At 55.8% G+C, this 24111-nt stretch carries 19 protein-coding genes and 4 tRNA genes; 11 read left to right on the plus strand and 12 right to left on the minus strand.

Annotation, left to right across the window (positions count from 1 at the left end):
- Positions 1 to 90: 90 nt before the first annotated feature.
- From BUB69_RS17175 to BUB69_RS17190, 4 genes are all read right to left on the minus strand, one after another.
- Positions 91 to 1431: a sigma-54-dependent transcriptional regulator gene (locus BUB69_RS17175; protein WP_073168796.1), complete on the minus strand. Its 1341-nt coding sequence runs from the start codon at positions 1429 to 1431 to the stop codon at positions 91 to 93.
- 2 nt (positions 1432 to 1433) lie between these two features.
- The gene (locus tag BUB69_RS17180) at positions 1434 to 3026 is read right to left on the minus strand and encodes a sensor histidine kinase (RefSeq protein ID WP_073168798.1); all 1593 of its coding nucleotides are present in this window, start codon (positions 3024 to 3026) and stop codon (positions 1434 to 1436) included.
- Positions 3016 to 3255, minus strand: coding sequence for a PP0621 family protein (locus tag BUB69_RS17185; protein WP_073168800.1), 240 nt, complete (start codon positions 3253 to 3255; stop codon positions 3016 to 3018). Before BUB69_RS17185 ends, BUB69_RS17180 begins: the two co-directional genes overlap by 11 nt.
- 120 nt (positions 3256 to 3375) lie before the next feature.
- On the minus strand, positions 3376 to 4398 hold the full coding sequence (locus tag BUB69_RS17190; RefSeq protein ID WP_073168803.1) for an outer membrane protein assembly factor BamD: 1023 nt from the start codon (positions 4396 to 4398) through the stop codon (positions 3376 to 3378).
- A gap of 149 nt (positions 4399 to 4547) precedes the next feature.
- Between BUB69_RS17190 and rluD the strand changes: the two genes are divergently transcribed.
- From rluD to BUB69_RS17225, 7 genes are all read left to right on the plus strand, one after another.
- A complete protein-coding gene (gene rluD / locus BUB69_RS17195) occupies positions 4548 to 5510 on the plus strand; it encodes a 23S rRNA pseudouridine(1911/1915/1917) synthase RluD (protein WP_024685589.1) in 963 nt (320 codons plus the stop codon).
- Positions 5507 to 6235: a peptidoglycan editing factor PgeF gene (gene pgeF, locus BUB69_RS17200; protein WP_073168805.1), complete on the plus strand. Its 729-nt coding sequence runs from the start codon at positions 5507 to 5509 to the stop codon at positions 6233 to 6235. The genes rluD and pgeF overlap by 4 nt, the downstream gene beginning before the upstream one ends.
- 179 nt (positions 6236 to 6414) lie before the next feature.
- The gene (gene clpB / locus BUB69_RS17205) at positions 6415 to 8979 is read left to right on the plus strand and encodes an ATP-dependent chaperone ClpB (protein WP_024694106.1); all 2565 of its coding nucleotides are present in this window, start codon (positions 6415 to 6417) and stop codon (positions 8977 to 8979) included.
- 294 nt (positions 8980 to 9273) lie between these two features.
- A tRNA-Asn gene (locus BUB69_RS17210) sits at positions 9274 to 9349 on the plus strand.
- 29 nt (positions 9350 to 9378) lie between these two features.
- Positions 9379 to 9455, plus strand: a tRNA-Pro gene (locus BUB69_RS17215).
- Between the two features lie 5 nt (positions 9456 to 9460).
- Positions 9461 to 9536: transfer RNA gene (locus BUB69_RS17220), tRNA-Lys, on the plus strand.
- Positions 9537 to 9631: 95 nt separating this feature from the next.
- Positions 9632 to 9708: transfer RNA gene (locus BUB69_RS17225), tRNA-Pro, on the plus strand.
- Positions 9709 to 10034: 326 nt separating this feature from the next.
- On the opposite strand, the gene BUB69_RS17235 is transcribed toward BUB69_RS17225, so the two are convergent.
- The 3 genes from BUB69_RS17235 to BUB69_RS17250 all read right to left on the minus strand — a co-directional run bounded on the left by BUB69_RS17235 (position 10035) and on the right by BUB69_RS17250 (position 14479).
- Entirely contained in the window at positions 10035 to 11438 is a 1404-nt protein-coding gene (locus BUB69_RS17235) for a site-specific integrase (protein WP_073168807.1), read from the minus strand.
- Positions 11435 to 13375, minus strand: a complete 1941-nt coding sequence (gene mobH, locus BUB69_RS17240; protein ID WP_073168809.1) for a MobH family relaxase — start codon at positions 13373 to 13375, stop codon at positions 11435 to 11437. Before mobH ends, BUB69_RS17235 begins: the two co-directional genes overlap by 4 nt.
- Positions 13376 to 13768: 393 nt before the next feature.
- Entirely contained in the window at positions 13769 to 14479 is a 711-nt protein-coding gene (locus tag BUB69_RS17250) for an SOS response-associated peptidase family protein (RefSeq protein ID WP_073168815.1), read from the minus strand.
- A 113-nt stretch (positions 14480 to 14592) separates the two neighbouring features.
- Here BUB69_RS17250 and BUB69_RS17255 point away from each other — a divergent pair, with 113 nt between their 5' ends.
- The 3 genes from BUB69_RS17255 to BUB69_RS17265 all read left to right on the plus strand — a co-directional run bounded on the left by BUB69_RS17255 (position 14593) and on the right by BUB69_RS17265 (position 16854).
- On the plus strand, positions 14593 to 15027 hold the full coding sequence (locus BUB69_RS17255) for a LexA family protein (protein WP_073168817.1): 435 nt from the start codon (positions 14593 to 14595) through the stop codon (positions 15025 to 15027).
- Positions 15014 to 16294, plus strand: coding sequence for a translesion error-prone DNA polymerase V subunit UmuC (umuC, locus tag BUB69_RS17260; protein WP_073168820.1), 1281 nt, complete (start codon positions 15014 to 15016; stop codon positions 16292 to 16294). Before BUB69_RS17255 ends, umuC begins: the two co-directional genes overlap by 14 nt.
- Positions 16295 to 16437: 143 nt before the next feature.
- Positions 16438 to 16854 (plus strand): DUF3742 family protein, encoded by a 417-nt coding sequence (locus BUB69_RS17265; RefSeq protein ID WP_073168947.1) that lies wholly within the window; start codon positions 16438 to 16440, stop codon positions 16852 to 16854.
- 54 nt (positions 16855 to 16908) lie between these two features.
- Here BUB69_RS17265 and BUB69_RS17270 read toward each other — a convergent pair whose 3' ends face one another.
- From BUB69_RS17270 to BUB69_RS17290, 5 genes are read right to left on the minus strand one after another with little or no spacing between them, the layout of a single operon-like run.
- Entirely contained in the window at positions 16909 to 18441 is a 1533-nt protein-coding gene (locus BUB69_RS17270; protein ID WP_073168822.1) for a conjugal transfer protein TraG N-terminal domain-containing protein, read from the minus strand.
- A complete protein-coding gene (locus tag BUB69_RS17275; protein WP_073168824.1) occupies positions 18438 to 18812 on the minus strand; it encodes a hypothetical protein in 375 nt (124 codons plus the stop codon). The genes BUB69_RS17270 and BUB69_RS17275 overlap by 4 nt, the downstream gene beginning before the upstream one ends.
- A 2-nt stretch (positions 18813 to 18814) precedes the next feature.
- Positions 18815 to 20203, minus strand: a complete 1389-nt coding sequence (locus BUB69_RS17280; protein WP_175561761.1) for an integrating conjugative element protein — start codon at positions 20201 to 20203, stop codon at positions 18815 to 18817.
- Complete coding sequence (locus tag BUB69_RS17285) at positions 20200 to 21144, minus strand: TIGR03756 family integrating conjugative element protein (RefSeq protein ID WP_073168826.1); 945 nt, start codon at positions 21142 to 21144, stop codon at positions 20200 to 20202. Before BUB69_RS17285 ends, BUB69_RS17280 begins: the two co-directional genes overlap by 4 nt.
- Positions 21141 to 21575, minus strand: a complete 435-nt coding sequence (locus BUB69_RS17290; protein ID WP_073168828.1) for a TIGR03757 family integrating conjugative element protein — start codon at positions 21573 to 21575, stop codon at positions 21141 to 21143. The genes BUB69_RS17285 and BUB69_RS17290 overlap by 4 nt, the downstream gene beginning before the upstream one ends.
- A gap of 720 nt (positions 21576 to 22295) precedes the next feature.
- Between BUB69_RS17290 and BUB69_RS17295 the strand changes: the two genes are divergently transcribed.
- On the plus strand, positions 22296 to 24107 hold the full coding sequence (locus tag BUB69_RS17295; protein WP_073168830.1) for a DUF4214 domain-containing protein: 1812 nt from the start codon (positions 22296 to 22298) through the stop codon (positions 24105 to 24107).
- The last annotated feature ends 4 nt before the right edge of the window (positions 24108 to 24111 follow it).

Raw genomic sequence — 24111 nt, forward strand, 5'->3', positions numbered from 1 at the left:
GACCTGCTGAGTAAATGCGGCCTCCCACAGGCTGTGTTTGTAGCGATACAGCGCTGTGTCAGGGGCCTTTGAATACCTGCGCCTTCCCGCTCAATCCAGCCCCAGCTTTTTCAACCGATAGCGCATTGACCTGAATGACAGGCTGAGTCGCTGGGCCGCTGCTGTCCGGTTCCAGCGAGTTTCTTCCAGGGCCTGCAGGATCAGTTTGCGTTCGATGCCTTCCAGGTAATCTTCCAGATTGTCGATATCGGCCAGGTTGGGGCCGTCGCTTTCTGCAGTTCTGACCGACTCCGCCAGGCGCAGGTCGCTGGTATGGATTTCATCGTTCTCGCATAGCGTGTAGGCCCGCTCCAGCATGTTTTCCAGCTCTCGGACGTTGCCGGGAAAACGGTAGTTCCTCAGGGTTTCCAGCGCCTGGGCATTCAGCCGGGCCGCAGGGAGGCCGCTGTTGGTTGCCAGGCGTTGCAGGACGATGGCGGCGAGTTGGTCAATGTCTTCGCGACGCTCGCGCAGGGACGGCACGCACAGTTCAATGACGTTCAAGCGGTAATAGAGATCCTGACGGAAGCGTCCGGCCGCCACTTCCACGCTGAGGTCCTTGTGGGTCGCACACAGAATCCGTACATCCACCACCTGTTCCTGCTGACCGCCGACGCTGCGAATGGACTTTTCCTGTATCGCACGCAGCAGTTTCACCTGCATGGCCAGCGGCAGATCAGCGACTTCGTCCAGAAACAGCGTGCCGTTCTGGGCGGCCTGAAACAGTCCGGGTTTGTCTTCATGAGCGCCCGTGAAGCTGCCTTTGCGATGCCCGAAAAATTCGCTTTCCATCAGGTCAGTCGGAATGGCGCCACAGTTGACCGGCACAAAGGGTTTCTCGCCGCGCGGCCCCTGTTCGTGGATCAGTCGTGCCACCAGCTCCTTGCCACTGCCTGACTCGCCGCTGATATAGACCGGGGCCTGACTGCGCGCCAGCTTCGTGATTTGGTTGCGCAGCGTGCGCATGGGCGGCGAATCACCCAGCAGTCGGTTGTCCAGGGCGCGCACCGGCTGGGCAATGGGCGCAAGGCGCAACGCGCTGCTGACCAGTTCGCGCAGCCTGCCCAGATCCACCGGTTTGGTCAGGAAGTCGAACGCACCGGCCTTGAGCGCCTGAATGGCGGTGTCCAGGCTGCCATGCGCCGTGATCATCGCAACGGGGACGTGCGCAAAACTCTGCTGGATGTGCTGCACCAGCTCCAGGCCATTACCGTCGGGCAGGCGCATGTCCGTCAGGCACAGGTCGAACGGTTCGCGAGCCAGGTACTCACGTGCTTCGGCAACATTGCAGGCGCTGCGGGTATCGAGCTTCATTCGCCCCAGAGTAATCTCCAGAAGTTCGCGAATGTCCGGCTCATCGTCAACGATCAGGATCTTTTGCCGTGGGGTCATCTTCAGCTCGATTTGAACGGGTGGGCGAAGGTAATACGCAGACAACTGCCGCCGCCTTCCCGGGGGGCGTAGTCCAGGTGCGCCTGATTGCTTTCGCATAGCTCGCGTGACAGGTAGAGGCCCAGGCCTGTGCCTTTGCTTTCGGTGGTGAAGAAGGGTTCGAACAGGCGGGTCAGGTGGTTTTCGCTGACGCCCGCGCCATCGTCCAGAACTTCAAGTGTCGGCAAGTCACTCTGCGGGTCGTGATACAGCCTGAGCCATACCTGTGCGATGGGGTGCTGCTGGCCGCTGTAGCGCAAACCGTTCTGTAGCAGGTTGGTCACGACCTGAGTCAATTGTTCCGGGTCCATGCGGGTGGTCAGCATGCCGCTGCCGCTTTCGATGTGAATCCGCTGGTCGGGTGCGGCAGAGGTGCGCAAGTCTGTAACGAACGCGTCGAGCCACTGCCTCAGGTCGAGCAGTTCGGGTTGGGCTTCACGTCGTCGGGACAGTTGCAGTACGTTCTCGATCACCACATTGATGCGCCGTGACTGGTCATGGATGATCTGCCCCAGCCGTCGATCCGGCGCAGTCAATTCTTCCGATTCGTTCAACAACTGCGCTGCGTGGCTGACCGCGCCCAGGGGATTACGGATTTCGTGGGCGATCCCGGCAGTCAGGCGGCCCAGTGCGGCAAGCTTGAGTTGTTGAGCCTGCTGGGCAATCTGCGACAGGTCCTCCAGGAAAATCAGGGTCTGGCGCTGATCGCCCCGGTTCAGTGCGGCGAAGCTGGGTTGCAGCACCGGGCCGATCGCCGAGGTCGAGATGCTGCGCGGCACCATGATCGGGTTGATCAGCCAATGGCGAAAGCGGTCCACCAGTTCAGGTGAGTAGCTGTCGATCACCTGGCCGACCAATTGCTCATGACCCAGCAGGTTCAGTGCGCCCTGGTTGGCCAGCAGCACCTGACGTCGTGCGTCCAGCACCAGAATGCCGGTGCGCATGCGCTGCAGAATCAAAGCATTGAGCTCTTCAAGATTATCGACATCGGCAGCGCGCTGTTCGGCCAGTACTTCGCTGACCTGCATGCGCGCCGTCAGTGCCTGTACCAGCATGGCCGCAGCAAAACATAACGTGCCCAGCGAGCCCGCCTGCACGTAGTCGTTGGCGACCGCAGGTGTGCTGAAGCTGATATAGAAGGTCAGGTAGATGATGGCGATGGCCGAGACCGCGGCAATCAACAGGCCGCTGCGGCCACGCAACAGGATGTTGCTGATGGCCACTGACGCGATCAGCAGATTGCCGATACCGCTCGATGGGCCACCTGCCGCGTAGAACAGCCCCGATAACATGAGCGCATCCGCCATCGCCAGGCTGAACAGGTGAGCCTGACGTTTGGGCTGTTCGAGCAGCACCACGATGAGGATGTTTGATACCAGATACAGCCAGCAGCCGGCCCGGAACAGGTCGGTATCGGCCAGTTGCAGCAGTTCGGCGTCCAGGCGGGCAGAGATCAGCGATACCAGCAGGATGCCAATGACGAGGCGATAAAGGTGATAGAGCTGCAGAATACGATGCGCTTGGGCGGTGCCCAGTGAGAGCGTCTCAGCGCTCACGAGTCGCAGGGCCTTCTAGCCGGTGCGCCTCGCTGCAATACCATTGTTGTTCCTGGCTCAATGCACGGTCACGAGGAAGATGAACGCCGCAATGGGCGCAACGCACCATAGGCGCGGCAGTGGTCTCAGGCGGTGCCGGACGGGTTCTTGGCCTGGGTGGATTGAGTAGGCGTTTGACGAACCAGATCACCGCTGCAATCAGCGCGACCCACATTAATATCCGAACCATGACTATCCGCTTGGTGAATTGAGTCTGCGCAGTGTAGCCAAGGAGCGGGCGGGCGGACAGGGGCGAGCGCGCATAAAAAAAGAGGCCTGCAAAAGGCCTCTTTTCAGGGTTGCAGTCGACTCAGTCGAACAGGCCCAGTGTCATGTAGCTGAACCAGGAGCGGCTCTTGGTGCCTTTCGCTTCTGCGTCCTTCTCGGCCTGCTCATCCAGCTCTGCCTGGTTTTCCGGCAACAGCTCTTTAGGGATGGAGTCCTTGGCTTCCTGATACTGTTTCTTGATGTCCTGGTCGGCACGTGTCTGACCCGGTGGCAGCGGTGCGCTGCCGTCGATCAGGCCCAGTGTCGCCTTGGACAGCCACGAACGGTTATCCGCCTCTGCTTCGCGTGGCGTGAACTCGCCGTCTTTCAGTTGCGGGTGGTTCGGATAGTTGGTCTTCAGCACTTCAAGGCTGGTCGCGGCCAGGTCGTCGAGGTGCAGACGCTGATACGACTCGACCATTACCGCCAGGCCGTCACCGACCGATGGCGTTTCCTGGAAGTTTTCCACCACGTAGCGGCCACGGTTGGCAGCGGCGACGTAGGCCTGACGGGTCAGGTAGTAGTCAGCCACGTGGATCTCGTACGAAGCCAGCAGGTTGCGCAGATAGATCATGCGCTGCTTGGCGTCGGGCGAGTAACGGCTGTTCGGGAAACGGCTGGTGAGCTGTGCGAACTCGTTGAAGGAGTCGCGTGCGGCACCCGGGTCACGCTTGGTCTGGTCCAGCGGCAGGAAGCGCGCCAGCAGGCCAACGTCCTGGTCGAACGAGGTCAGGCCCTTCATGTAGTAGGCGTAATCGACGTTCGGGTGCTGGGGATGCAGGCGAATGAAGCGCTCGGCAGCAGATTTTGCCGCTTCCGGTTCACCGTTCTTGTAGTTCGAGTAAATCAGCTCGAGCTGGGCCTGATCGGCATAACGACCGAATGGATAGCGAGATTCCAGCGCCTTGAGCTTCTCGGTGGCGCTGTTATAGCTGTTATTGCCCAGGTCGGCCTGCGCCTGCTGGTACAGCTCGACTTCGCTGAGGTTTTCGTCGATGACTTCCTTCGACGAACAGGCCGCAGTCAGTGCGAGGATGGCGATCAGCAGCAGGTGTTTCACTTGCATGGCGGCTTGCGTCCCTATAACGGCCTGCTGTCTTGGGCGGGGCCGTCCTGTTATGATGAGCGCCCCGCGATACCGGCGGGACAAAAGACGCCGTATTTAACCACAAGCGCGCTGCCGAAACCAAAGGCTAGCCGCCACCTAGTCTGGTCATGTCCGAAAATATAGAACTTCGCGCAGAGGTACCGTCCGAAATGGGTGGTCAACGCCTCGATCAAGTCGCCGCACAATTATTCGCTGAGCACTCGCGCTCGCGCCTTTCCGCCTGGATCAAGGACGGCCGCCTGACTGTGGACGGTGGCGTTCTGCGCCCGCGTGACATCGTGCATGGCGGTGCCATTCTTGAGCTCATTGCCGAGCAGGAGGCCCAGGGTGAATGGGTCGCTCAGGACATCGAGCTGGACATCGTCTACGAAGACGACCAGATACTGGTCATCAATAAGCCTGCGGGCCTGGTGGTGCATCCGGCTGCCGGTCACGCTGACGGCACGCTGCTCAATGCCTTGCTGCACCATGTGCCGGACATCATCAATGTTCCGCGCGCCGGCATCGTGCATCGTCTGGATAAAGACACCACGGGCCTGATGGTGGTCGCCAAAACGATTCAGGCGCAGACCCAACTGGTCACCCAGTTGCAGAGCCGTAGCGTCAGCCGCATCTATGAATGCATCGTGATCGGTGTCGTGACCGCAGGCGGCAAGATCGATGCGCCGATTGGTCGTCATGGCCAGCAGCGTCAGCGCATGGCGGTGATGGAAGGCGGCAAGCAGGCGGTGAGTCATTACCGCGTGCTGGAACGCTTCCGGTCGCACACGCATGTGCGTGTCAAACTGGAAACCGGTCGTACGCACCAGATTCGCGTGCACATGGCACACATCAACTACCCGTTGGTCGGCGACCCTGCCTATGGCGGTCGTTTCCGCATTCCGCCTGCGGCCAGCCTGACCATGGTTGATTCGCTGAAGACGTTCCCGCGTCAGGCACTGCACGCGCGCTTCCTGGAGCTGGATCATCCGACCACCGGTAAGCGCATGAGCTGGGAATCGCCACTGCCTGACGACTTCGTCTGGCTGCTGTCGCTGCTCAAGCAGGACCGCGAGGCGTTCATCGGGTGAATGACTGGCTGATACCTGACTGGCCCGCGCCAGCGCAGATCAAGTCGTGCGTCACCACCCGCTCGGGCGGGGCCAGTCTGGCTCCGTTCGACACATTCAATCTCGGCGATCACGTCGACGACAGTCCACAGGCGGTTGCCCGCAATCGCTCGGTTCTGACTTCCCGTCTCCATGTTCAGCCCGCCTGGCTGCGCCAGGTGCACGGTGTCGTGGTGGCGGATGCTGATCCGTCATGCGTTGTGGAAGCTGATGCGAGCTGGACGGATACGCCCGGCGTTGCCTGCACCATCATGACTGCCGATTGCCTTCCCGCGTTGTTCTGCCGTCGTGACGGCACGCGTGTCGCTGCGGCGCATGCAGGCTGGCGTGGTCTTGCGGCAGGTGTTCTTGAGGCGACCGCCGACAGTTTGCAGGTTGCTCCTGAAGAGGTGATGGTCTGGCTTGGTCCTGCCATCGGTCAGCCCTCGTTCGAGGTCGGGCCGGAAGTGCGCGAGGCGTTCGTGAGCCAGCACCCTGAAACCGCCGAAGCGTTTGTTGCAAGCCTGAACCCTGATCGCTTCATGGCCGATATCTATACGCTGGCGCGCGTGCGACTGGCGGCCCATGGTATCTCTTCTGTTTATGGTGGCGGCTTCGACACCTTCACCGATCCGCGCTTCTTTTCCTATCGCCGTGCCGCCCGCACCGGTCGATTTGCCTCACTGATCTGGATCGATCACGCCTGACACCTGCTTTTATACGTAAGCCAGCTAGGCTTGCCTGAGCGTGAGGTTGATCCACATCAATCAAGTCAGTCTTGAAACACGCAGAATTGCCCGCATCTATTGCGCATCCATAAGTGTTTCAGCAGGTTTTCATCACAGGTGTGTTCATTGCTCCGGCCTGCTTTTAAAGGAAGGTGACTATGCGTATCGACAGATTGACCAGCAAATTACAGTTAGCGTTATCAGACTCGCAATCGCTGGCAGTGGGCCTGGACCATCCAGCCATTGAGCCTGCGCACTTGATGCAGGCATTGCTTGAACAACAAGGCGGCTCGATCAAACCGCTGCTGTTGCAGGTGGGTTTCGACATCAACAGCCTGCGCAAGGAATTGAGCAAAGAGCTCGATCAACTGCCAAAAATCCAGAATCCGACCGGCGACGTCAATATGTCGCAGGAATTGGCGCGTCTGCTCAATCAGGCCGACCGTCTGGCCCAGCAGAAAGGCGATCAGTTCATTTCCAGCGAACTGGTGTTACTCGCCGCCATGGACGAGAGCAGCAAGCTGGGCAAGCTGCTGCTCGGTCAGGGCGTGAGCAAGAAGGCGCTGGAAAATGCCATCAACAACCTGCGCGGCGGTGGAGCGGTCAATGACCCCAACGTCGAAGAGTCGCGTCAGGCGCTGGACAAGTACACCGTCGACCTGACCAAGCGCGCAGAAGAAGGCAAGCTCGATCCGGTGATCGGCCGTGACGACGAGATTCGCCGTACCATTCAGGTTCTGCAACGCCGCACCAAGAACAATCCGGTGCTGATCGGTGAGCCTGGCGTGGGCAAGACCGCGATCGCCGAAGGTCTGGCGCAGCGCATCATCAACGGTGAAGTGCCTGACGGGTTGCGCGGCAAGCGCTTGCTGTCGCTGGACATGGGCGCCCTGATTGCCGGTGCCAAGTACCGGGGTGAGTTCGAGGAACGCCTGAAGTCGCTGCTCAACGAACTGTCCAAGCAGGAAGGCCAGATCATCCTGTTCATCGACGAGTTGCACACCATGGTCGGCGCCGGCAAAGGCGAGGGCTCAATGGATGCGGGCAACATGCTCAAACCGGCCCTGGCGCGCGGTGAGCTGCATTGCGTTGGCGCGACCACGCTCAACGAGTACCGCCAATATATAGAGAAGGATGCGGCGCTTGAGCGACGCTTCCAGAAAGTACTGGTGGACGAGCCGAGCGAAGAAGACACCATCGCGATCCTGCGTGGCCTCAAGGAGCGCTACGAAGTCCACCACAAGGTCGCCATTACTGACGGCGCGATCATTGCGGCGGCGAAGCTGAGCCACCGTTACATCACCGATCGCCAGTTGCCGGACAAGGCGATTGACCTGATCGACGAAGCGGCCAGCCGCATTCGCATGGAAATCGACTCCAAGCCGGAAGTGCTTGATCGTCTTGAGCGACGCCTGATTCAACTGAAAGTGGAAGCCCAGGCGCTCAAGAAAGAGAAAGACGAGGCGGCGATAAAACGTCTGGAAAAACTTCAGGACGATATCCAGCGCCTGGAGCTTGAATACGCTGACCTGGAAGAAATCTGGACCTCGGAAAAAGCTGAAGTCACAGGTTCGGCGCAGATCCAGCAGAAAATCGAGCAGTCCCGTCAGGAACTGGAAGCGGCGCGTCGTCGTGGCGACCTTAATCGCATGGCCGAATTGCAGTACGGGATCATCCCGGACCTGGAGCGCAGCCTGCAGATGGTCGATCAGCATGGCAAGCCAGAGAACCAGTTGCTGCGCAGCAAAGTGACCGAGGAAGAGATTGCCGAAGTCGTGTCGAAGTGGACCGGCATTCCGGTCTCCAAGATGCTGGAAGGCGAGCGCGAAAAACTGTTGAAGATGGAAACCTTGTTGCACAACCGGGTCATCGGTCAGGAAGAGGCCGTCGTCGCGGTGTCCAACGCGGTGCGTCGTTCACGTGCCGGGTTGTCTGATCCGAACCGGCCAAGCGGCTCGTTCATGTTCCTCGGCCCGACCGGTGTGGGTAAGACCGAATTGTGCAAGGCGCTGGCGGAGTTCCTGTTCGACACCGAAGAGGCCATGGTGCGTATCGACATGTCCGAGTTCATGGAGAAACATTCCGTGGCGCGGCTTATCGGTGCGCCGCCAGGCTATGTCGGCTATGAGGAGGGCGGTTACCTGACCGAGGCCGTCCGTCGCAAACCGTACTCGGTGATCTTGCTCGATGAGGTCGAGAAGGCTCATTCGGACGTGTTCAACATTCTGTTGCAGGTGCTGGAAGACGGCCGCCTGACCGATAGCCACGGGCGCACGGTGGATTTCCGCAACACGGTCATCGTCATGACCTCCAACCTGGGCTCTGCGCAGATTCAGGAACTGGTCGGCGATCGTGAAGCGCAGCGCGCAGCGGTGATGGATGCCGTCAGTACGCACTTCCGTCCGGAGTTCATCAACCGGATCGACGAAGTGGTGATCTTCGAGCCTCTGGCGCGTGATCAGATCGCCGGTATCACCGACATCCAGCTGGACCGCCTGCGCAAGCGTCTTACCGAGCGCGAGCTTTCCCTCACGCTCAGCCCGGAGGCGCTGGACAAGCTGATTGCGGTGGGCTACGACCCGGTCTATGGCGCGCGTCCATTGAAACGAGCCATCCAGCGCTGGATCGAAAACCCGCTGGCGCAGCTGATCCTGTCGGGGAGCTTCGTACCCGGCACGGGTATTACCGGGCGCGTTGTAGACGACGAGATCGTATTTGCCTGATGGATCAGGTTGCCTTATAAAGAAGGGCTCCCCAACAGGAGCCCTTTTGATCACGACGACAGACGTAGCAAAATCAGCCCTGAAAGGCGATCTGAAAAAAAATCGCAAATCATTGTCTTAAAAAGCAATTTAGAGGGTTGACAGGTGTTTTTAAAATTGTAGAATAGCGCGCCTCAGAGACGTGAACGCAACGATACAAACGAAGCGCAAAGGTCAATGAGATTGAAATCAAAGAGTTAACAGCGACGTGATTTCAATGCTGCAAGTGGTAACGTTGAATCTGAAATTGATAGTTCCGCGATAGCTCAGTTGGTAGAGCAAGTGACTGTTAATCACTGGGTCCCTGGTTCGAGTCCAGGTCGTGGAGCCAGATTTCACAAGGTTCAATGATGTTTCAGTCGGGGTATAGCGCAGTCCGGTAGCGCGCCTGCTTTGGGAGCAGGATGTCAGGAGTTCGAATCCCCTTACCCCGACCATATTTGGGTCGTTAGCTCAGTTGGTAGAGCAGTTGGCTTTTAACCAATTGGTCGTAGGTTCGAATCCCACACGACCCACCATTTTTGGCTCCAAGGTTCACCTTGGAGCCGAATCTTAAAGATCTGATGCCACTCGTATCAGGTCGCAGGCAGCTTGTTGAGGTGCCTTGATTTACCGGGGTATAGCGCAGTCCGGTAGCGCGCCTGCTTTGGGAGCAGGATGTCAGGAGTTCGAATCCCCTTACCCCGACCAAACGTTGTGTGGCTTTACTTCAAGATTCTATAGGGTGGAACATGCGTGTGCTGAAGCAGGCACTTCCGTCTGAGGGATTTTGAACCCAGACAAGCAGCCGTCTGTCGCGAAACATAGCGCCGGCAATCGGTGATGTCAAATTGGAGCGCCCCGTTCCGAGCGAAAGCTTGTGAACGGGGCGTTTTTTTTGGCAAAAAATGCTGTGCTGCGCGTGTATCGGCCCCGCCAATCCTGTCATTAGGCCGAATCCATAAATTATCGACCGAGCGACGTGTCTTCTGATAATGGCAGAATGATTATTTTTACCGCGCACTGGAGCAGCTGGATCATCCGGATCTGCCTATCCAGCCGGTGAGTTCCAGCATCTCAGGACGCAGCTGATGTTCATCTTTGTTTAAGCTCACTGGTTCAGGAGCGGGATCACTTCCCGCGATATTTTCTTGGACCCATCGCGTCAGTTCACCCAAGCTTCTGAGTAGATCTTCTGGACTGGGGCAGCCCAGCGGCAACTGACTTGTTTCTGAGTCAGTGCTTATGGGCGGTGAGGTTCGGACGTTTTGGCCCGCAGCACCACCCGCAGAATCAACCGTCACTGTGATTTGTGCTTGTTTTCGATGCAAGGGCACGGGTTGAGTCAGCTGTTTGCCTTGTGAACGGCTCAATAGGGTTTTGGACTGAGTGGCGTTTTCTTCCTTGTACGCTGCCACCGGCATCAAGTCCTTCACTGGGGCAGTTATTGACGGATGTTTTTCAGCGCGCACCGCTGCATCTGTCTTAGCCATGTAGCTGATCTTCGCCGGACGCTTCCCTCGCTCATTCATCACCGCCCGCATCATGTCGTAATCGGGCTCGATGTAATCCATTGTGGTTGCGATATTTGAGTGGTTCAGCAATTTCTTGGTTAGATAGATATTGCGCTCCGGGAGTGTCATCAGCTCACTGGCGATCGTGTGGCGGAATCTGTGAGGTGTCATCCGTGTGCCCGTCATTGCGGTGAGCTTTTTGTACATCGCTTCGACTTGGTGGGAGTTCATTTCCTGACGACGGTAGTGGCCTGAAAATCTGTTCACGTTGAACAACTGGTCACCCGGCTGGAACCTCAAAGCCTTTGCTGCCTGCATAAGGGCTTCAAGCTGAGGCAGGAGACCATCTGGAATCGGTATCAGGAATTCGCGATGAGTCTTCTCTGTCTCCCCTCTAATCCTGATCAGCCTGTCCCTCAGATACACATCTGCGTAACGTAGGCACAAAAGCGCGTTCAGCCTAAGTCCCGTGTAATAAAATGTCTCAAAGACAGACAGCCAGAACCAGGCTGGGGTGATTTCTGTGCGTTCGGCCGTCGTTCGCTCTTCCGCTGCCAGGACTTTGAGCCAGTTTCTAGCTCGAACTGTCGCGTCGTTCGCGACAGTTTTTTTCGGGCGCTTTGGAGGCACTACGCGTGTATTTTTAAGCGGGTTGACTACCAGATCAATCAACCCGTGCTCTATGGCGTAGCCGTAGATCGTGCGCAAGTGACTTGAGTAGGTATTCCAGCTTCGCTTAGAAATTCTTTCCAATTCAGACCTGCGCCAGTCAAGCATATCCCGATGAGTCGTTTCACAAGCAAGACAGTCGCCGAAAAACCTCACGTATGACTTTGTTGCTGCCAAGTAAATTTTTACCGTGTCTGGTCTCAAATCATGAGTGAGAATGTACTCTTGGGTCAGCTCCGGAAGCGTCATGGTGTTCATTCAGATGTTTCCTTATCTGCCAAGTCAGCCAGGGTTATGACCGGGTTGTCATAAGGCACTTCGCTGAATACGTCGGTAGGCTCCAGGAGCAGATAGCCCCTTAATTGCTTGCTTTTGCGCGGACCCTTCACTAAGCAGGTCCAGATGTTCAAGCCAGCAGCTGTCTTGCGATGTTTTTTCAGTTTCTCAAACGCCCGTTGCACCACCTGCCAAGCCTCCAGGTCACGCTCCTTGGCCTCTCGCTCAATCGCAGGATGCTCAAGTGCGTAGCGTTTGAAGATGTCCGGGCTGACCAGAAAGGCGGTGCTATCCACTGTATGCACACGTGCTTTGGCGTCGTTGATTATGATTCGGTGGGAAATAACGCCGCCCCTCAACCAAGTCAGAAAATTAGCGCCGTGGTTTGGGGCTGAGTCAGCCGAGCTGTTCGTGGTCGCTGCTGCTGGAGCAGTTCCGCTGACGCGTGTTTCTGCTTCAGTTTGTTTAGGTTGACTGAGCCGTGTGGGTGCTTTGATAGGGGGCGAGAAGGGGATCTCGTCCTTATCATCGTGGTCTTTCTCTAAGCTTTGTATCGTATCCGCTGGGGCGGCTGCAGCAATTGGTACCGGGTCAGGAAATAAATCCAGCAGCTCATCTAACGCATCAAAATCTTTTGCCGGTGCCGGTGTTTGCTTGGTAGTTGCTTGCGATGCAGCCTGATCGACAACAACAAGCGGTTTTTTGGCTGAACCCGGCTCTGTTTCTCCGGTTGGTTGACTTATCTGGTCAGCATCGCCTGCAGCTGAAGCAGACTCTACTGTTAGTGTCCCGGTATAGGCCTCGGGTCGATCTTTTGCGTTTGGCCAGATCAGTGCCGGCGCTATTTTCAGCACTGTGAACGTATTCTTCCAGCCACGGCCATTGTCGATGCTGGCCTTCCAGATCGCCTTACCCTCACCGTTTGGTTGGATGATCGCCTGGTCTTGCAGCAGATTGAACATTGGAGCATTCGAAGTGGGGATGTGCTCGATCCCCTGAGAAAGCAAATGAGCTCGTAACTGATCCACTGCTGGCTTGCTGACAAGCCACAAGCCATCCTGAGTCAGCCAGCCGTCAGACGGACCATCGGGCTGGTTCAGCTTGAATTTCTCAGATACGAGCATCCGCAAGCCTTCAGCCAGTTGCCGCTGGATGGACTGCTTGGGAGCAGACATCGCGCGAGCCGGGTTACCGCCCAATTCCTGCGCCACGGACGCTTGGTCAGCTTGCGACACGATTTCGCCAAGGATATCGGCATGCTCATACTGGCCTGCGAACGCAAACACCAGCTGCGCCCAAAGTTCTGGAAAGCCGCTGAGCCAGTCGAGTGCTTTTGCTGGTATCACTCTGCAGTAGATCAGCGAGGATGCTGCACCATGCAGTCTGTAGTCGCGGCCTTTCACATACTTAAAGCGATATGGCTGATCCAGAGGCCCGTGCCATGGGTGCCAGATGGCGCCATCGGCGAGTTCTACTTTTACGTCTACCGCAATCTTCCCTAAGTCATGGACCAACGCTCCGTATGCGGATGCGGCAGACCATGCCTCAGACTGGGCAGCTTGCGACTCTGGCGGCGCTCCAATCGGCAAAAGATACATCTGCCGGATTTTCAGCGCGTACGCGACGATTTCTAGTCCATGATCCAGCATGCCGCCATGGTAAGCATGGTGGTGGTTCTCTGATGCGGGAAGATGTTGTACCAACGCCGCGTAGCTTTTGAAGGCTTGCACATAGAGCGTTTCGAATTGCTCGCGAGGGAGCGACGTCCGTTGCCAGATGTTTTCAATGAGCTGACGCCGACGGGGAGTGGAGAGTAATGCATCGGGTGACTCTGGTCTGAAAAAGCCCGCATTAGAGTTGGATGGTGTGGTCGGAGACGCTTTTCTTCGCAACAGAAAATTGAGCATTGAGGCACCCATGATGGAGTCATTGGTGGGCCTTTTGCTCTACATGGCTCAACGTGACAAGTCGAAACCCATATCCGTCCTGGAAAGGTTATGCAGCTAAACGAGTGTGCTGTAGGTTGGGATCCAACCCTGATCATCGCGATATGGTGCCACGGCTATCAGAGAAAATGTAGCCCCACAAAACAGCGCTTCATGATGCAGGTAGAGGCTGCCCCCCCATTGCGAAATGCTTTCAGTGGCCTTTTGTTGCTGTTCCTTTCCGGCGGTTCCGCCGGCCTTTTCAGGTAAGGCACTTACCCTTATTCCCCATTCCATTCAAACCCTTCGCTTTGCCATTTGGTTCAGCCCATTTTGCCTTTTCTGTGCCGGTCAGGGCCAAGGATGGTCGAGTGCCTGCTGCAGGTTTTATTTGCTGGAGGCACCAGTCATGTTTAGAGGCTGAATCAATTTGGGTCCTTGGTTTTTTACGTTGCCCACTGCGCGATCAACAGGGAACCACTCAAAATCATCGACAGGCCTGCAGTGCTCCTTTACCAGTTTTTCTGCTGCCAGGGGTGTGCAATCAAGATCAAGCCAAGTCCGTGCATCCTCTGCAGATAGCACAACAGGGCGACGATCATGGATGTCGACCATTCCCGAATCGCTCGCGGCAGTGATAATCACGAAACCGTCACCGTCATGCGGTTCTAGTCGGGAATGCACTTGGGCCAGTGCTGCAAAAAACATCGGTTTCTTGCTCTTCAACCTGATGAAGTAGGGCTGCTTTTTCTTTGGCTCTGCTGGGTCCTTCACCCATTCGAACCAGCCATTTGCAGGCGCCACGACCCGACCAGCAGGCCACAACTCCCTGAAAAACTTCCCGGTCATTACGGTTTCAACGCGAGCGTTGATAGGAGCCTGACGTTCGCCTCTAGCCCAAAACGGCTCCCAACCCCAGTGAACCCTGTCGACGCTTAAGCCCTTTTCAGTGGGTCTGATTACTTCAACCTTCGTGGTCGGAGCAACGTTGTATCGCTCGAGAGGCCAAATATCGTACCCGTTGATTATTAGCTGCTCTGGGGCGAGCTCTTTGAGGTAGTGGTCCATCGTTTCGTATATCGAATAGCGTCCGCACATGATGTCACCCGTAATGTCACTCGTCGAAAACCCCAGCCTGTTCGATTGACCGCATGGGGGGTAAGGGGTTTACTGTATATCTGTACAGTTAATTTCTCTACCAGGTGTTCGCCATGAGCGTAGTCATTCTCGGCCCATTGTCAGAAGGGGGTTGCAAGCTCCCGCTTTACTCATTCCAGGTGCCAGCCGGATTTGCATCTCCCGCTGTTGATTACATCGAAAAGCACGTTTCGTTGGATGAGATGGCCGAGGTACGGGCGCCTCACGTGTATCTGGCCAAGATTCTCGGAGACAGCATGGTTGGGGCAGGCATATACGATAAGGATCTGATCGTGGTAGACCGCAGCCGTAATGCAGAGCACGGCGAAGTCGTGGTGGCGGCTCTGAACAACTCTGATCCGGTATGTAAGCGCCTCTATATGATGAATGGGGTCGTGAAGCTTCAGTCGGAGAACAGCGCGTATCCGACACGGCACATATTGGAGGGTGACAACCTCGTCATCTGGGGCATAGTCACTTACAACCTGCATCGCCATGGAAAAGCATAAGCCAGTATTCGCGCTGATCGACTGCAATTGCTTCTATGCCAGCTGTGAGCGCGTATTTCGGCCAGACCTCGAAAAGACCCCCATCGTGGTTCTCAGCAACAATGACGGATGCGTAATCGCTCGCAGCTACGACGCCAAGCCGTTTGTGAAAATGGGCGCTCCCTATTTTCAGATCAAGGATGTGCTGAGGCGAAAAGGCATCAAGGTTTTCAGCAGCAACTATGCGCTGTACGGAGACATGAGTGAGCGCGTGATGTCCATTATCGAGTCCATGGTGCCAGCCTCCGAGGTTTACAGCATTGATGAGGCGTTTGCCGATCTAACGGGTGTTCCAGGCGATCTGACCGCGTTCGGACGTCACGTTCGGGCGACCATTCTCAAATGCACAGGCATACCCGTCGGCGTTGGCATTGGGCCTACTAAAACGCTCTCCAAGCTTGCTAACTACACTGCTAAGCGATTGCTTTCACACACGGGCGGTGTGGTGGATATCTGCGATCTCCATAATCGCAACTGGGTGCTGCGCAATACGGCGGTGTCTGAGGTCTGGGGAGTTGGCAGAAAGATGAAGGCTCACTTGGAGGGCATGAACATCCGCACCGCCATGGATCTCGCCCGTGCCGATGCCCGGACGTTGAGAGATCGGTTCAGCGTTGTCATAGAGAAAACCGCGCGAGAGCTCGCCGGCATTCCGTGCCTGGAGCTGGGTGAGGCTGCACCGCCCAAGCAGGAGATCTGCTGTAGCAGGATGTTCGGCAACCGGCTCACGACCATCGAGCCGATCAAGGAGGCAGTTGCAACTTACACCCAGCGGGCAGCTGAAAAGCTTCGTTCGCAGAATTCTCTGTGCAAGAAGATCCGAGTAAGTATCCGTACTGGGATGTTCAATCCGGATGAGGCCAAGTACGCCAACGGCGTGTTGGTTGAGTTGCCGTACCCAACCAACGACGTCCGGTTGATGACCAAAGCTGCGACAGAGGCTGTAAATCGTCTGTTCCGACCTGGATTCAAGTACAGCAAAGCCGAGGTGCTGCTTCTGGATCTGCGACAACCTGGTGAATTCACAGATGACTTATTTGCAGCCAGCCAACCAGCTGCAGTTGAGAAGGTGATGGGCGTTCTGGATGAGATCAACACTCGCTGGGGCAGGGGGACGTTGAGGGCTGGAAGTGTCCCCGCAGATCCTCATTGGGCTATGCGTCGTGATCTAATGAGCCAGAGTTATACGACTAAGCTCGATCAGCTGTGGATCGTCAGAAGTCAGTGAATACAAACTTAGATCATATCTGTTTCAGTTCCAAAGGCATTCGTCGGAAGGTTGATTTCACAGGTAAAGTAGGTTGAATATAGGGATAGATAGGTCTATAAATGATGTCATAACGACATGCTTGGATGGGTCACGAGGTGACTATGAACACAGACACTAAAAGAGAGCACAGCACTGCAGGGCGAGTCGGGCAAAGCCTGGGGCGCGGCGTTGCGGGAGTGTTTCGCTCAGAAAAAGCTGTGTGGTCATCTTTGGATCGTACGGGCCTGCCCAAATCGGTTTTGAATCCTGTTAAGTGGTCCGCTCGTGTGGTTGTAATCGGGGCTGCAGCATTCTTCGGTGCGTGGGGATTGTTGTACGTTTTAGCAGTTGTGTGCTTTCTTGCCATCGCGATCGCATTTGTCACCAGTCCTGGTATTGAACGCGGATCACGTGATTCACAGCTCGTCCATTTTGATCAGAATTCTGAAGATGCCTTCGACGAAGGCGAGTCGCGGTCGGGATGGATGAACGGGCCTCAAGGTTACGGCTACTACGATAACGGGCTGAAACAGCAGTGAGTTAAAGGGGACCTCGATGCAAAGATGGTGACTGTGCATCGAGTGCCCTGGGTCCTATTTCTTCATATGCGACATGATCAAATTTGCACCGCTTCCTCCTGCTGATTTGGCATCCCTCGTACCCTCAGTCAAGCCTTGCATAAGGCCGCCAATCGTCGCTCCTCCCCAGCCCAGCGCGAGCACCCAGAAACTTGGGAGAACTATGAACATTGCCCCCATGACAAAGTCGAGAAGCAGATCTCCCTGGGCGTTGCTGGCGCCAAACACCGGGTCAAAATTTGAGTGCGGAACATTGCTTCCTATCCCGTTACCGTAAAGTGCATCGAGAATCGTACTGTCAACCCACCTGGCGAGCTGGAACCAGAAGTCGACAAAGATTAAAGCGAACGCAGCAAAAGTAATCGTCATAACGACCTTCAGGTCAAACATCCCGATCACCAGCACAAAAGGTATGCAGATGATGAGAGCCATCTTCAGGAAGGCCATCACCATGGGTGCTGCTTGCCTGACGCTGTCCATCGCCGGGTACATTACGAGAGACCCTGCAGCTTGACCGATCGTGGCTGTGAGGCGAGTGACATCATTGAGCACAGATCCTCCAACTTGGCCGCCGTAGTCGGAATATACCTGGCCCTGGGTCAGTTGCTGTTTCCTGGGAGAGACCAAGTCGCGGATGACGGAGTCACTCACCTCGGTCTGGGTCATGAATTGTGCCCACTGAGCAAGCTTGCTCAGCAGATCTGGGCTGACTTGTTCCAGTAACCTGGCTCTCAGACCAACGCTCCCATCAGACCACCATTGTGTGCAGGTAGGAAATCCACCCCCTCCAGTGGTTTGTGGCAAGCCAGCGTCGCGTGTTGAGTCATATGGCCATTTGGTCCGTGGAGTGTGGGAGCGAAATCCAGAGAATCCATCGCTGTAATAGCCGGAGGTCTGAAGGAAGAATTGCGAACCGATCCAGTTGACGTCGTTCAGTTGATCTTTGCTAAGGGTGGGTTGGGTCATGAATAGCTTCGCACGCGCCCGAGCGTAGCAATCGTTCGTGAAGTCAGCGACCTCTTGGGCGAGAAGCGGATCGTTGATCCTGGCTTTGTTGACATCCATTCGAACCTGTTGCAGGTCCACACCACAAGGAATGGCTGCAACTGATGCTGCAGTCGCGGCCTTGGACATCGCGTGCACAAACAGCCACCAGATCGGTACAGTGGCGCTTTTGCCGTTGAGCGTGCTGAAGGATGTTTCCCATCCTGTGTCGGTCGGATTGGGTATCGAATACTGGCATTGATCTGAGCGGCTTCGGTCGAACTGAATGGTATCGATGCTAACGTTCACGAGCGGCATGCAAGCGAGGATGATGACAAGAATCGCTGTGTAGAATCGGTTCTCCACGCGGGCCAAGGAGAGGACTCCCTTGTTGCCCTCGTCCGCCCCCTCGCCGCGTGCTCTCAGCCACTCGCTTATAACGATCGCGGCGAATGGTGCTGCGAACAGTCCACTGTCCTCGATCATGTTCCAGATTCCGCCGTTTATGAGCCAGCCGACCAACGTCAGGTAGTACTCAAGATAGTCGTTCGTGTGCAGGATCATGGAATATCCACCCCCGACACAGACACCGCGCGGCGGAGCTCGAAAAGCAGAACGACGAAGATGGCCATGACTTCGCATCGCCGAAGTCCAGATGGTTTTGAGCTTGAATCAGCTGCTCGTTGATTGAGGATCCGCCTGAGTCTGTACCAGCCGTATCCGATCATTGCGTAGAGCGATAGACGCCAAGCCAGCAAGTAGTTGTAGTGCGCTTGCTGCCATTTTCTGAACTGCTCGATATCTCCAAAGAAATGCGCGACTGCTGTCATGAAAACTACAGCCAATGCGATAGTCAGCAGTACCGGCCACGTAAATGACACCAGCGCTTTCGCGCTCCTACGTAGCCATCCCTTGGCAACCGGTAACGAACTCATGGTCAGTTACCTTTGTTTGGGGTCTGCAGTTGCTCAAGACGGTCGGGCGTAGGGTCGCCCTGAAAAATGCCTTTAGAGCTGTCCTTTCTGCTCTGAGCGCGTTGGAGAATGGCTGTAGGAGAGTTGCTAGCCAAGTTGCGACGCATGTCCAGTTCTGTCTTGAGGTTGTCAATTTCCTGTTGCAGGCTGCTGTTTTGCTGGTCGACGGCCTGAAGCGCGACGTCGTTGGCTGCGATGTTTGGCTCTTTGCTTCCGGTAAACATGGTCCGTTGAAGCAGTAGTGCCTTGCCAAGCACTTCGGACAGGGCTACCTCAGACGCCAGTCTTTTTGCGAGTATGTCCTGGTCATGTTCAGTGCGAAGCGCTTCGACCACGCCCCGAGTGACAGGCAATGAGTCGCTACTCGCTGCAGTCAAGTTTTCAGAAGTAAGTGGCTTGCTACCTGAAATCAGCTGTTGCAGTGCCTTCAGCTTCGAGTCATAAGATTCTTGGATAAGCGGAGTGAGGCCGACGCCTGGGGTAGATGTGGTTTTAGTGCAATCCTCACACGTGCGCTGTTGCTGCTCTCCCAGTACGCGATTCGCGAATGTTGTTGCTTCTTGAGGCGACGACCACGTAGAACAGACCATGCCGTTATTACAGCTCGATGGGCTGATAGCTGATGTCTCAGCAGCGTCGCGCCCATTCAAGAGGTTGTAACCTGCTCGAGTAACATCACCTACAACCTTGATTGGTTGTTGGCCGGATCCGCCGGCTTTGTTTCCTCCTACCCACGTGATGCCGTCATTCCCGCCTTTCTTTTCAACCTGAGATACGGCAGCTACGGCGTCAGTGTTTCCGCTACTGACAGCCTGACTCATTGCCTGGCCTTCAGCTATCTTGTTCCAGCCCATTTGACCACCAGCTACATCGAGCATCTTGTCGGCGATCGCGCGGCAGGTGCCTTTGGATCTATCAAAGTCCAAACGACCTTGTAAGATGCCGTTGGTCAAAAGGTTGTAAAGCGCCGGATTAGCGCGCTGTATGATCAGCCCCGGCAGCGATGCCACAGCGCTTGTAGCGTTGGACAGCATCGAACCCATGATTGTCTGGAAGCCGGAGGTCGCTCCGTTCAACTGGTTCTGCAGAGTATTCGTCATGCTCATGTTTCCGCAGACCAGGTTGCTGTTCCAGCCTCCTCCGATGCTGATACTGTCCATATTCCCTGCGCTGCCCATTGTCACAGCGTTGCCGCCGCCAACGCTGTACAGAACGTCATCGCCTATTACACTGCCTGAGGTGGATGCGTTTATCCCCGGCACTGCTGCGAAACCGCTGTGCATGATGAGGGCACTCATAATCGTGATAGGCAAAATCAGGGCGCGGCGCATGGTCAAAGTCCTCTTAATCATAATAGAAAGTCCGTACTGCCCAAGAATGTTTGCCCCTCACGCTTGCAGCACGAGTAGGGTCGCCACAGCGCCCAAGCGTATCCACCATCGGTGGCCTGAAGATTTGGCCCCATGTTGGGGAACACCCTGCAGATCGGGCTGGGGACGGGCGAAAGCTCTTGCCATTTGCCTGTGAGAGCAATTCCCTCAATGAGGCTCCCTGCGGGCCAGTAACCTGGTATGGGTAGTGCTAGCAGGGGCTGATAGACATGGATCTGCCCGAGCCGGGTCACAATATCTCCGGCACGCTGTGCGATGACCGCGGCTGCTTTATAGTCGTCAGCTTGATGAATAAAACCGCTGCGTGGATAAACGCTCCCCCACATGTCGCCAGAGAAAAGGCCGCCCACTTCTCGGCGGCCGGGGATGAGTGATTCGGGATAAACGGATTCAGGAACGCCGTAGCGCCAAGCAACTGTATCTAATGTGCTAAGCAGGTAAGGCATGTAAGGGACAGCTGCTCCTGGACAGACGTAGCCCGAGGCGCTTGCAAACCGGCTGAACGTCGCTCCACCGGGATGACCGATCACGTCGACATTCTTGAATTTAGCCAGGCTGTCTTCGTTATTGTGATTGGTTGTCCCATCTCCTCCTGCTTGAGCCGCTGAGGTAGGAGTGCTCACGGACGACACTTCGATCCAAGGGTTGAGGCCTGTGTTGGAGTAGCTCGAAACGACAGCATCGGGAACGTAATGTCGAACCTTCGTGGATGTCTTCACTTTGCAGCCAAATGGAGTGCAAAGTAGCCAGTAGCAAATTCCGACAACCCTATATTCGAGGCACTCAGGCGACATTGTGGAAGCCACGACCGTGGCCGTAGTGACAACACCTGCGGTGGTCGGGCCGGCTACTAAAGACAGTGTCAAAACCACCCACGCTTGAAATCTCTGCAAGCCTCTCATTGCTGCTCTCCTTGCCGGCTCTTGATGAGCCCCAAAGCAACGGCGACATTGCTCTCGCCGTACACAACAAACTTGCGGTCTACAACCACGGCGGGAATCTTGGTGATTCCTGTGCTCCATGCGTCCACGAGGTTTTGTTGAGCTGTTACTAAGTCTTGTTGCAAGCGCTGCGCGTCGGCGGTTCGAAGGCGCTGCTGGATGGCGGCCGTGGCTTTGAGAGGGTCAGCAGGTAGTCCCTCTGAAAGCTTCGTCTCGAGACGCTCTGAATCGTCCAGGAGGATTAGCCGAACGCCTGCGGGCACCTGAATCGGGTGGCTTCGATCGGTTACAACCCATGTCTCTGCGTTCACCAATGTCGGTACGGTGATTGCGGTGACGGTAAAGAGTGCAAGGCAGGATCTGGGGTTTAAGAATGAAAGGTATGGTGGCATGAGGCAGTACCTGAATGAGGGCAGGTACAGAAGACGTCATTTGTCGTTTACGGTCAGCAATAAACCGTAACTGGGACGCTCGGGGTTTACGTGGATGTAATCTGCTTGCAAGTAGACGTCGTCCGCGATGGGTCGCCGACTGTTTGCATCAAAAGCCTGATAGCCCGGTGTTAGGCGTTGTCTAAGCTCAGTCAGAATGGAACTGTGGAAAAGAGTTGTCTCTTCGCGCGCATCTTCATTGCTGAGAAAATTTATCAGGTTAGGAAAAATCTTTGTAAATCAGTGCCTAGGCGAATTTATTTTTAGTTTTCTTTGGTTTCTGAGTGATGTGACAAATTAATGGCGTTATTCCGTCGTGTGCTTTCGCCCGCTCGTCGGCCCTGGTGAACTACACGTGAAGGTAGGAAATCATACCTTCGCCTGCTATCAAGATTGGTAAAGGTGGGTCGATACAGGGCCTGCGTTTCAGAATGGTGTCATGACCTATTGTTTTGGAGCCATTTTGCCATGTATGATCAGCGAGCTTCTGTCAGCTATGTACTTGACAAGGTTAAAAAACGACCGGGTAGGCACAGTTGACTGAAAAGTAGGCAATTTTTTGCTGAACAATTTTATCCGCTGCCAGTTGTTCAGGTAGCAATCAGGTTGAAGGCCACGTGGCCTTCGTTCCAGGTGGAACCCTGAGTTGGGATATCGACTCATATTGGAGATGAAAAAGTAATGGCTATCACTTCTGCACAAGTTCAACAGCTGTACGTCGCTTACCTGGGCCGTGCCGCAGACAAAGCTGGTCTGGACTACTGGTTGAATGAGCTGAACGGCTCCACCACAGCCCCTGCTACCCTGACTCTGGAAGATCTGCGCTCGAACTTCGTGAACGAGCAGACCGAGTATCAAGATGCCTACGCTGGCCTGACCCGCAGCGAAACAGTTTCCAAGATCTACCTGCAACTGTTCGGCCACTCCGCTGACGCAGCTGGCCTGACTTACTGGACCACTGGCGGCGGCGCTACCGTTGCAACTGACCAACTGCTGGTTGCTTTCGTGAACGGCGCTGGCGCAACTGACGCCAAAATCGTTGCTAACAAGGTTCTGGTTGCTGAAGTTTACACTTCGACTGCTGGCTCGAACTACGTTGCTGACGACGCTAAGTCGGTACTGGCAAACGTTACCGATTCGACCGCTTCGGTTACCACTGCACTGACCAACCTGGGCAACCTGCCAGGCATCGCTCTGCCTGCTAACGTCGCTCTGCTGAAAGCAGCAGACGCAGCAACTGCAGCTGTTACTGCTTACGAGACTTCGAAAGTAGCTTCGCTGGTTTCGCTGAACGACAAAGTAGTCGCTCTGAACGCTGACTACTCGGCCAATCTGGCTTCCGTAGCTGACGGCAACGACACCAACACCACTGTTGACTACGCTGAAGCCGTAAACGCAATCGCGAACGCTACTGCTCTGCGTACTGCGATCTCCGCTAGCACAACCACTCAGCTGTCGACCGCTTCGACTACCGCTGCTGAAAAAGTTGCTGCTGACCGTGCAGATCTGATCGCCAAAGATCCAAACGCTGTAACCAAAATCAACGCTTACAACGCAGCTGTTGCCGCTGACGCTAAAGTTGTTGATGTAGACGCTACCGCAAAAGCAAACGGCGTTGCCGCGTTTGACGGCCTGCTGACTGTTACTGCTAACAAAACCGCTTTCGACGCTGCTGTAACTTCTTACAAAACTGCTTCGGGTTCGACAGCTACCATCACTGACGCTGCCGGCCTGTACACCGAGCTGCTGGCATCGGCTGGCAACACTGCCAAGCTGGCTCAGCTGGACACCGCTTTCAACACTGGCGCGTACGCTTCGAACTACACCAGCCTGAAAACTCTGTCCACAACTGAAGCTACCAAAGACGCTTCCGAAGCTGCCGTTACAACCGCAGCTGATGCAGTCTCGTCTGTTGTTACTACCAGCACTTACGTAGCTGACTCGGTAGCTGCTACCGCTGCTGCCAAGATCCTGGCTGATGCTCAGGCTGCTGACGCTCTGGTTGCTCAAGGCACTGCCGAAACTACTGCACACACTGCAGTTGTTCAATCGTCCGTTGACGCAAACGCTGCTGTAACTGCAAACACCGCGATCAAAGACTTTGACGGTGGTGTTGCAGTCAACGGTGACGCTCAAGGTACAGTTGCAGAGCTGTTCCACTTCAGCGCTATCAAAGCTGCTGACGACTTCACCCTGGCTAACTTCACCAAAGGTGATGCAATCTACGTTGGCGAAGGTCATACCTTCAACTCCAACGTTACCATCGGCACTGATGGCTTCGCCGTTGGCACCAACGTTGCTGTTAAAGAAGTTTACTTCACCCAGGCAACTGCTGGCGGCGACGTAAGCGTCAACATCGAAACCAACGCTGTTGGTCAAACTGCTGGCACTGGCACCACCGATAACGTTGCAGTTATCACCCTGACTGGCGTTACCAGCCTGTCCGACGTTAGCTTCGCTAACGGCGTGATCACCACCACTCACGTTGCTTAATAAG

Source organism: Pseudomonas asturiensis (genome assembly GCF_900143095.1).
Lineage (GTDB): Bacteria > Pseudomonadota > Gammaproteobacteria > Pseudomonadales > Pseudomonadaceae > Aquipseudomonas > Aquipseudomonas asturiensis.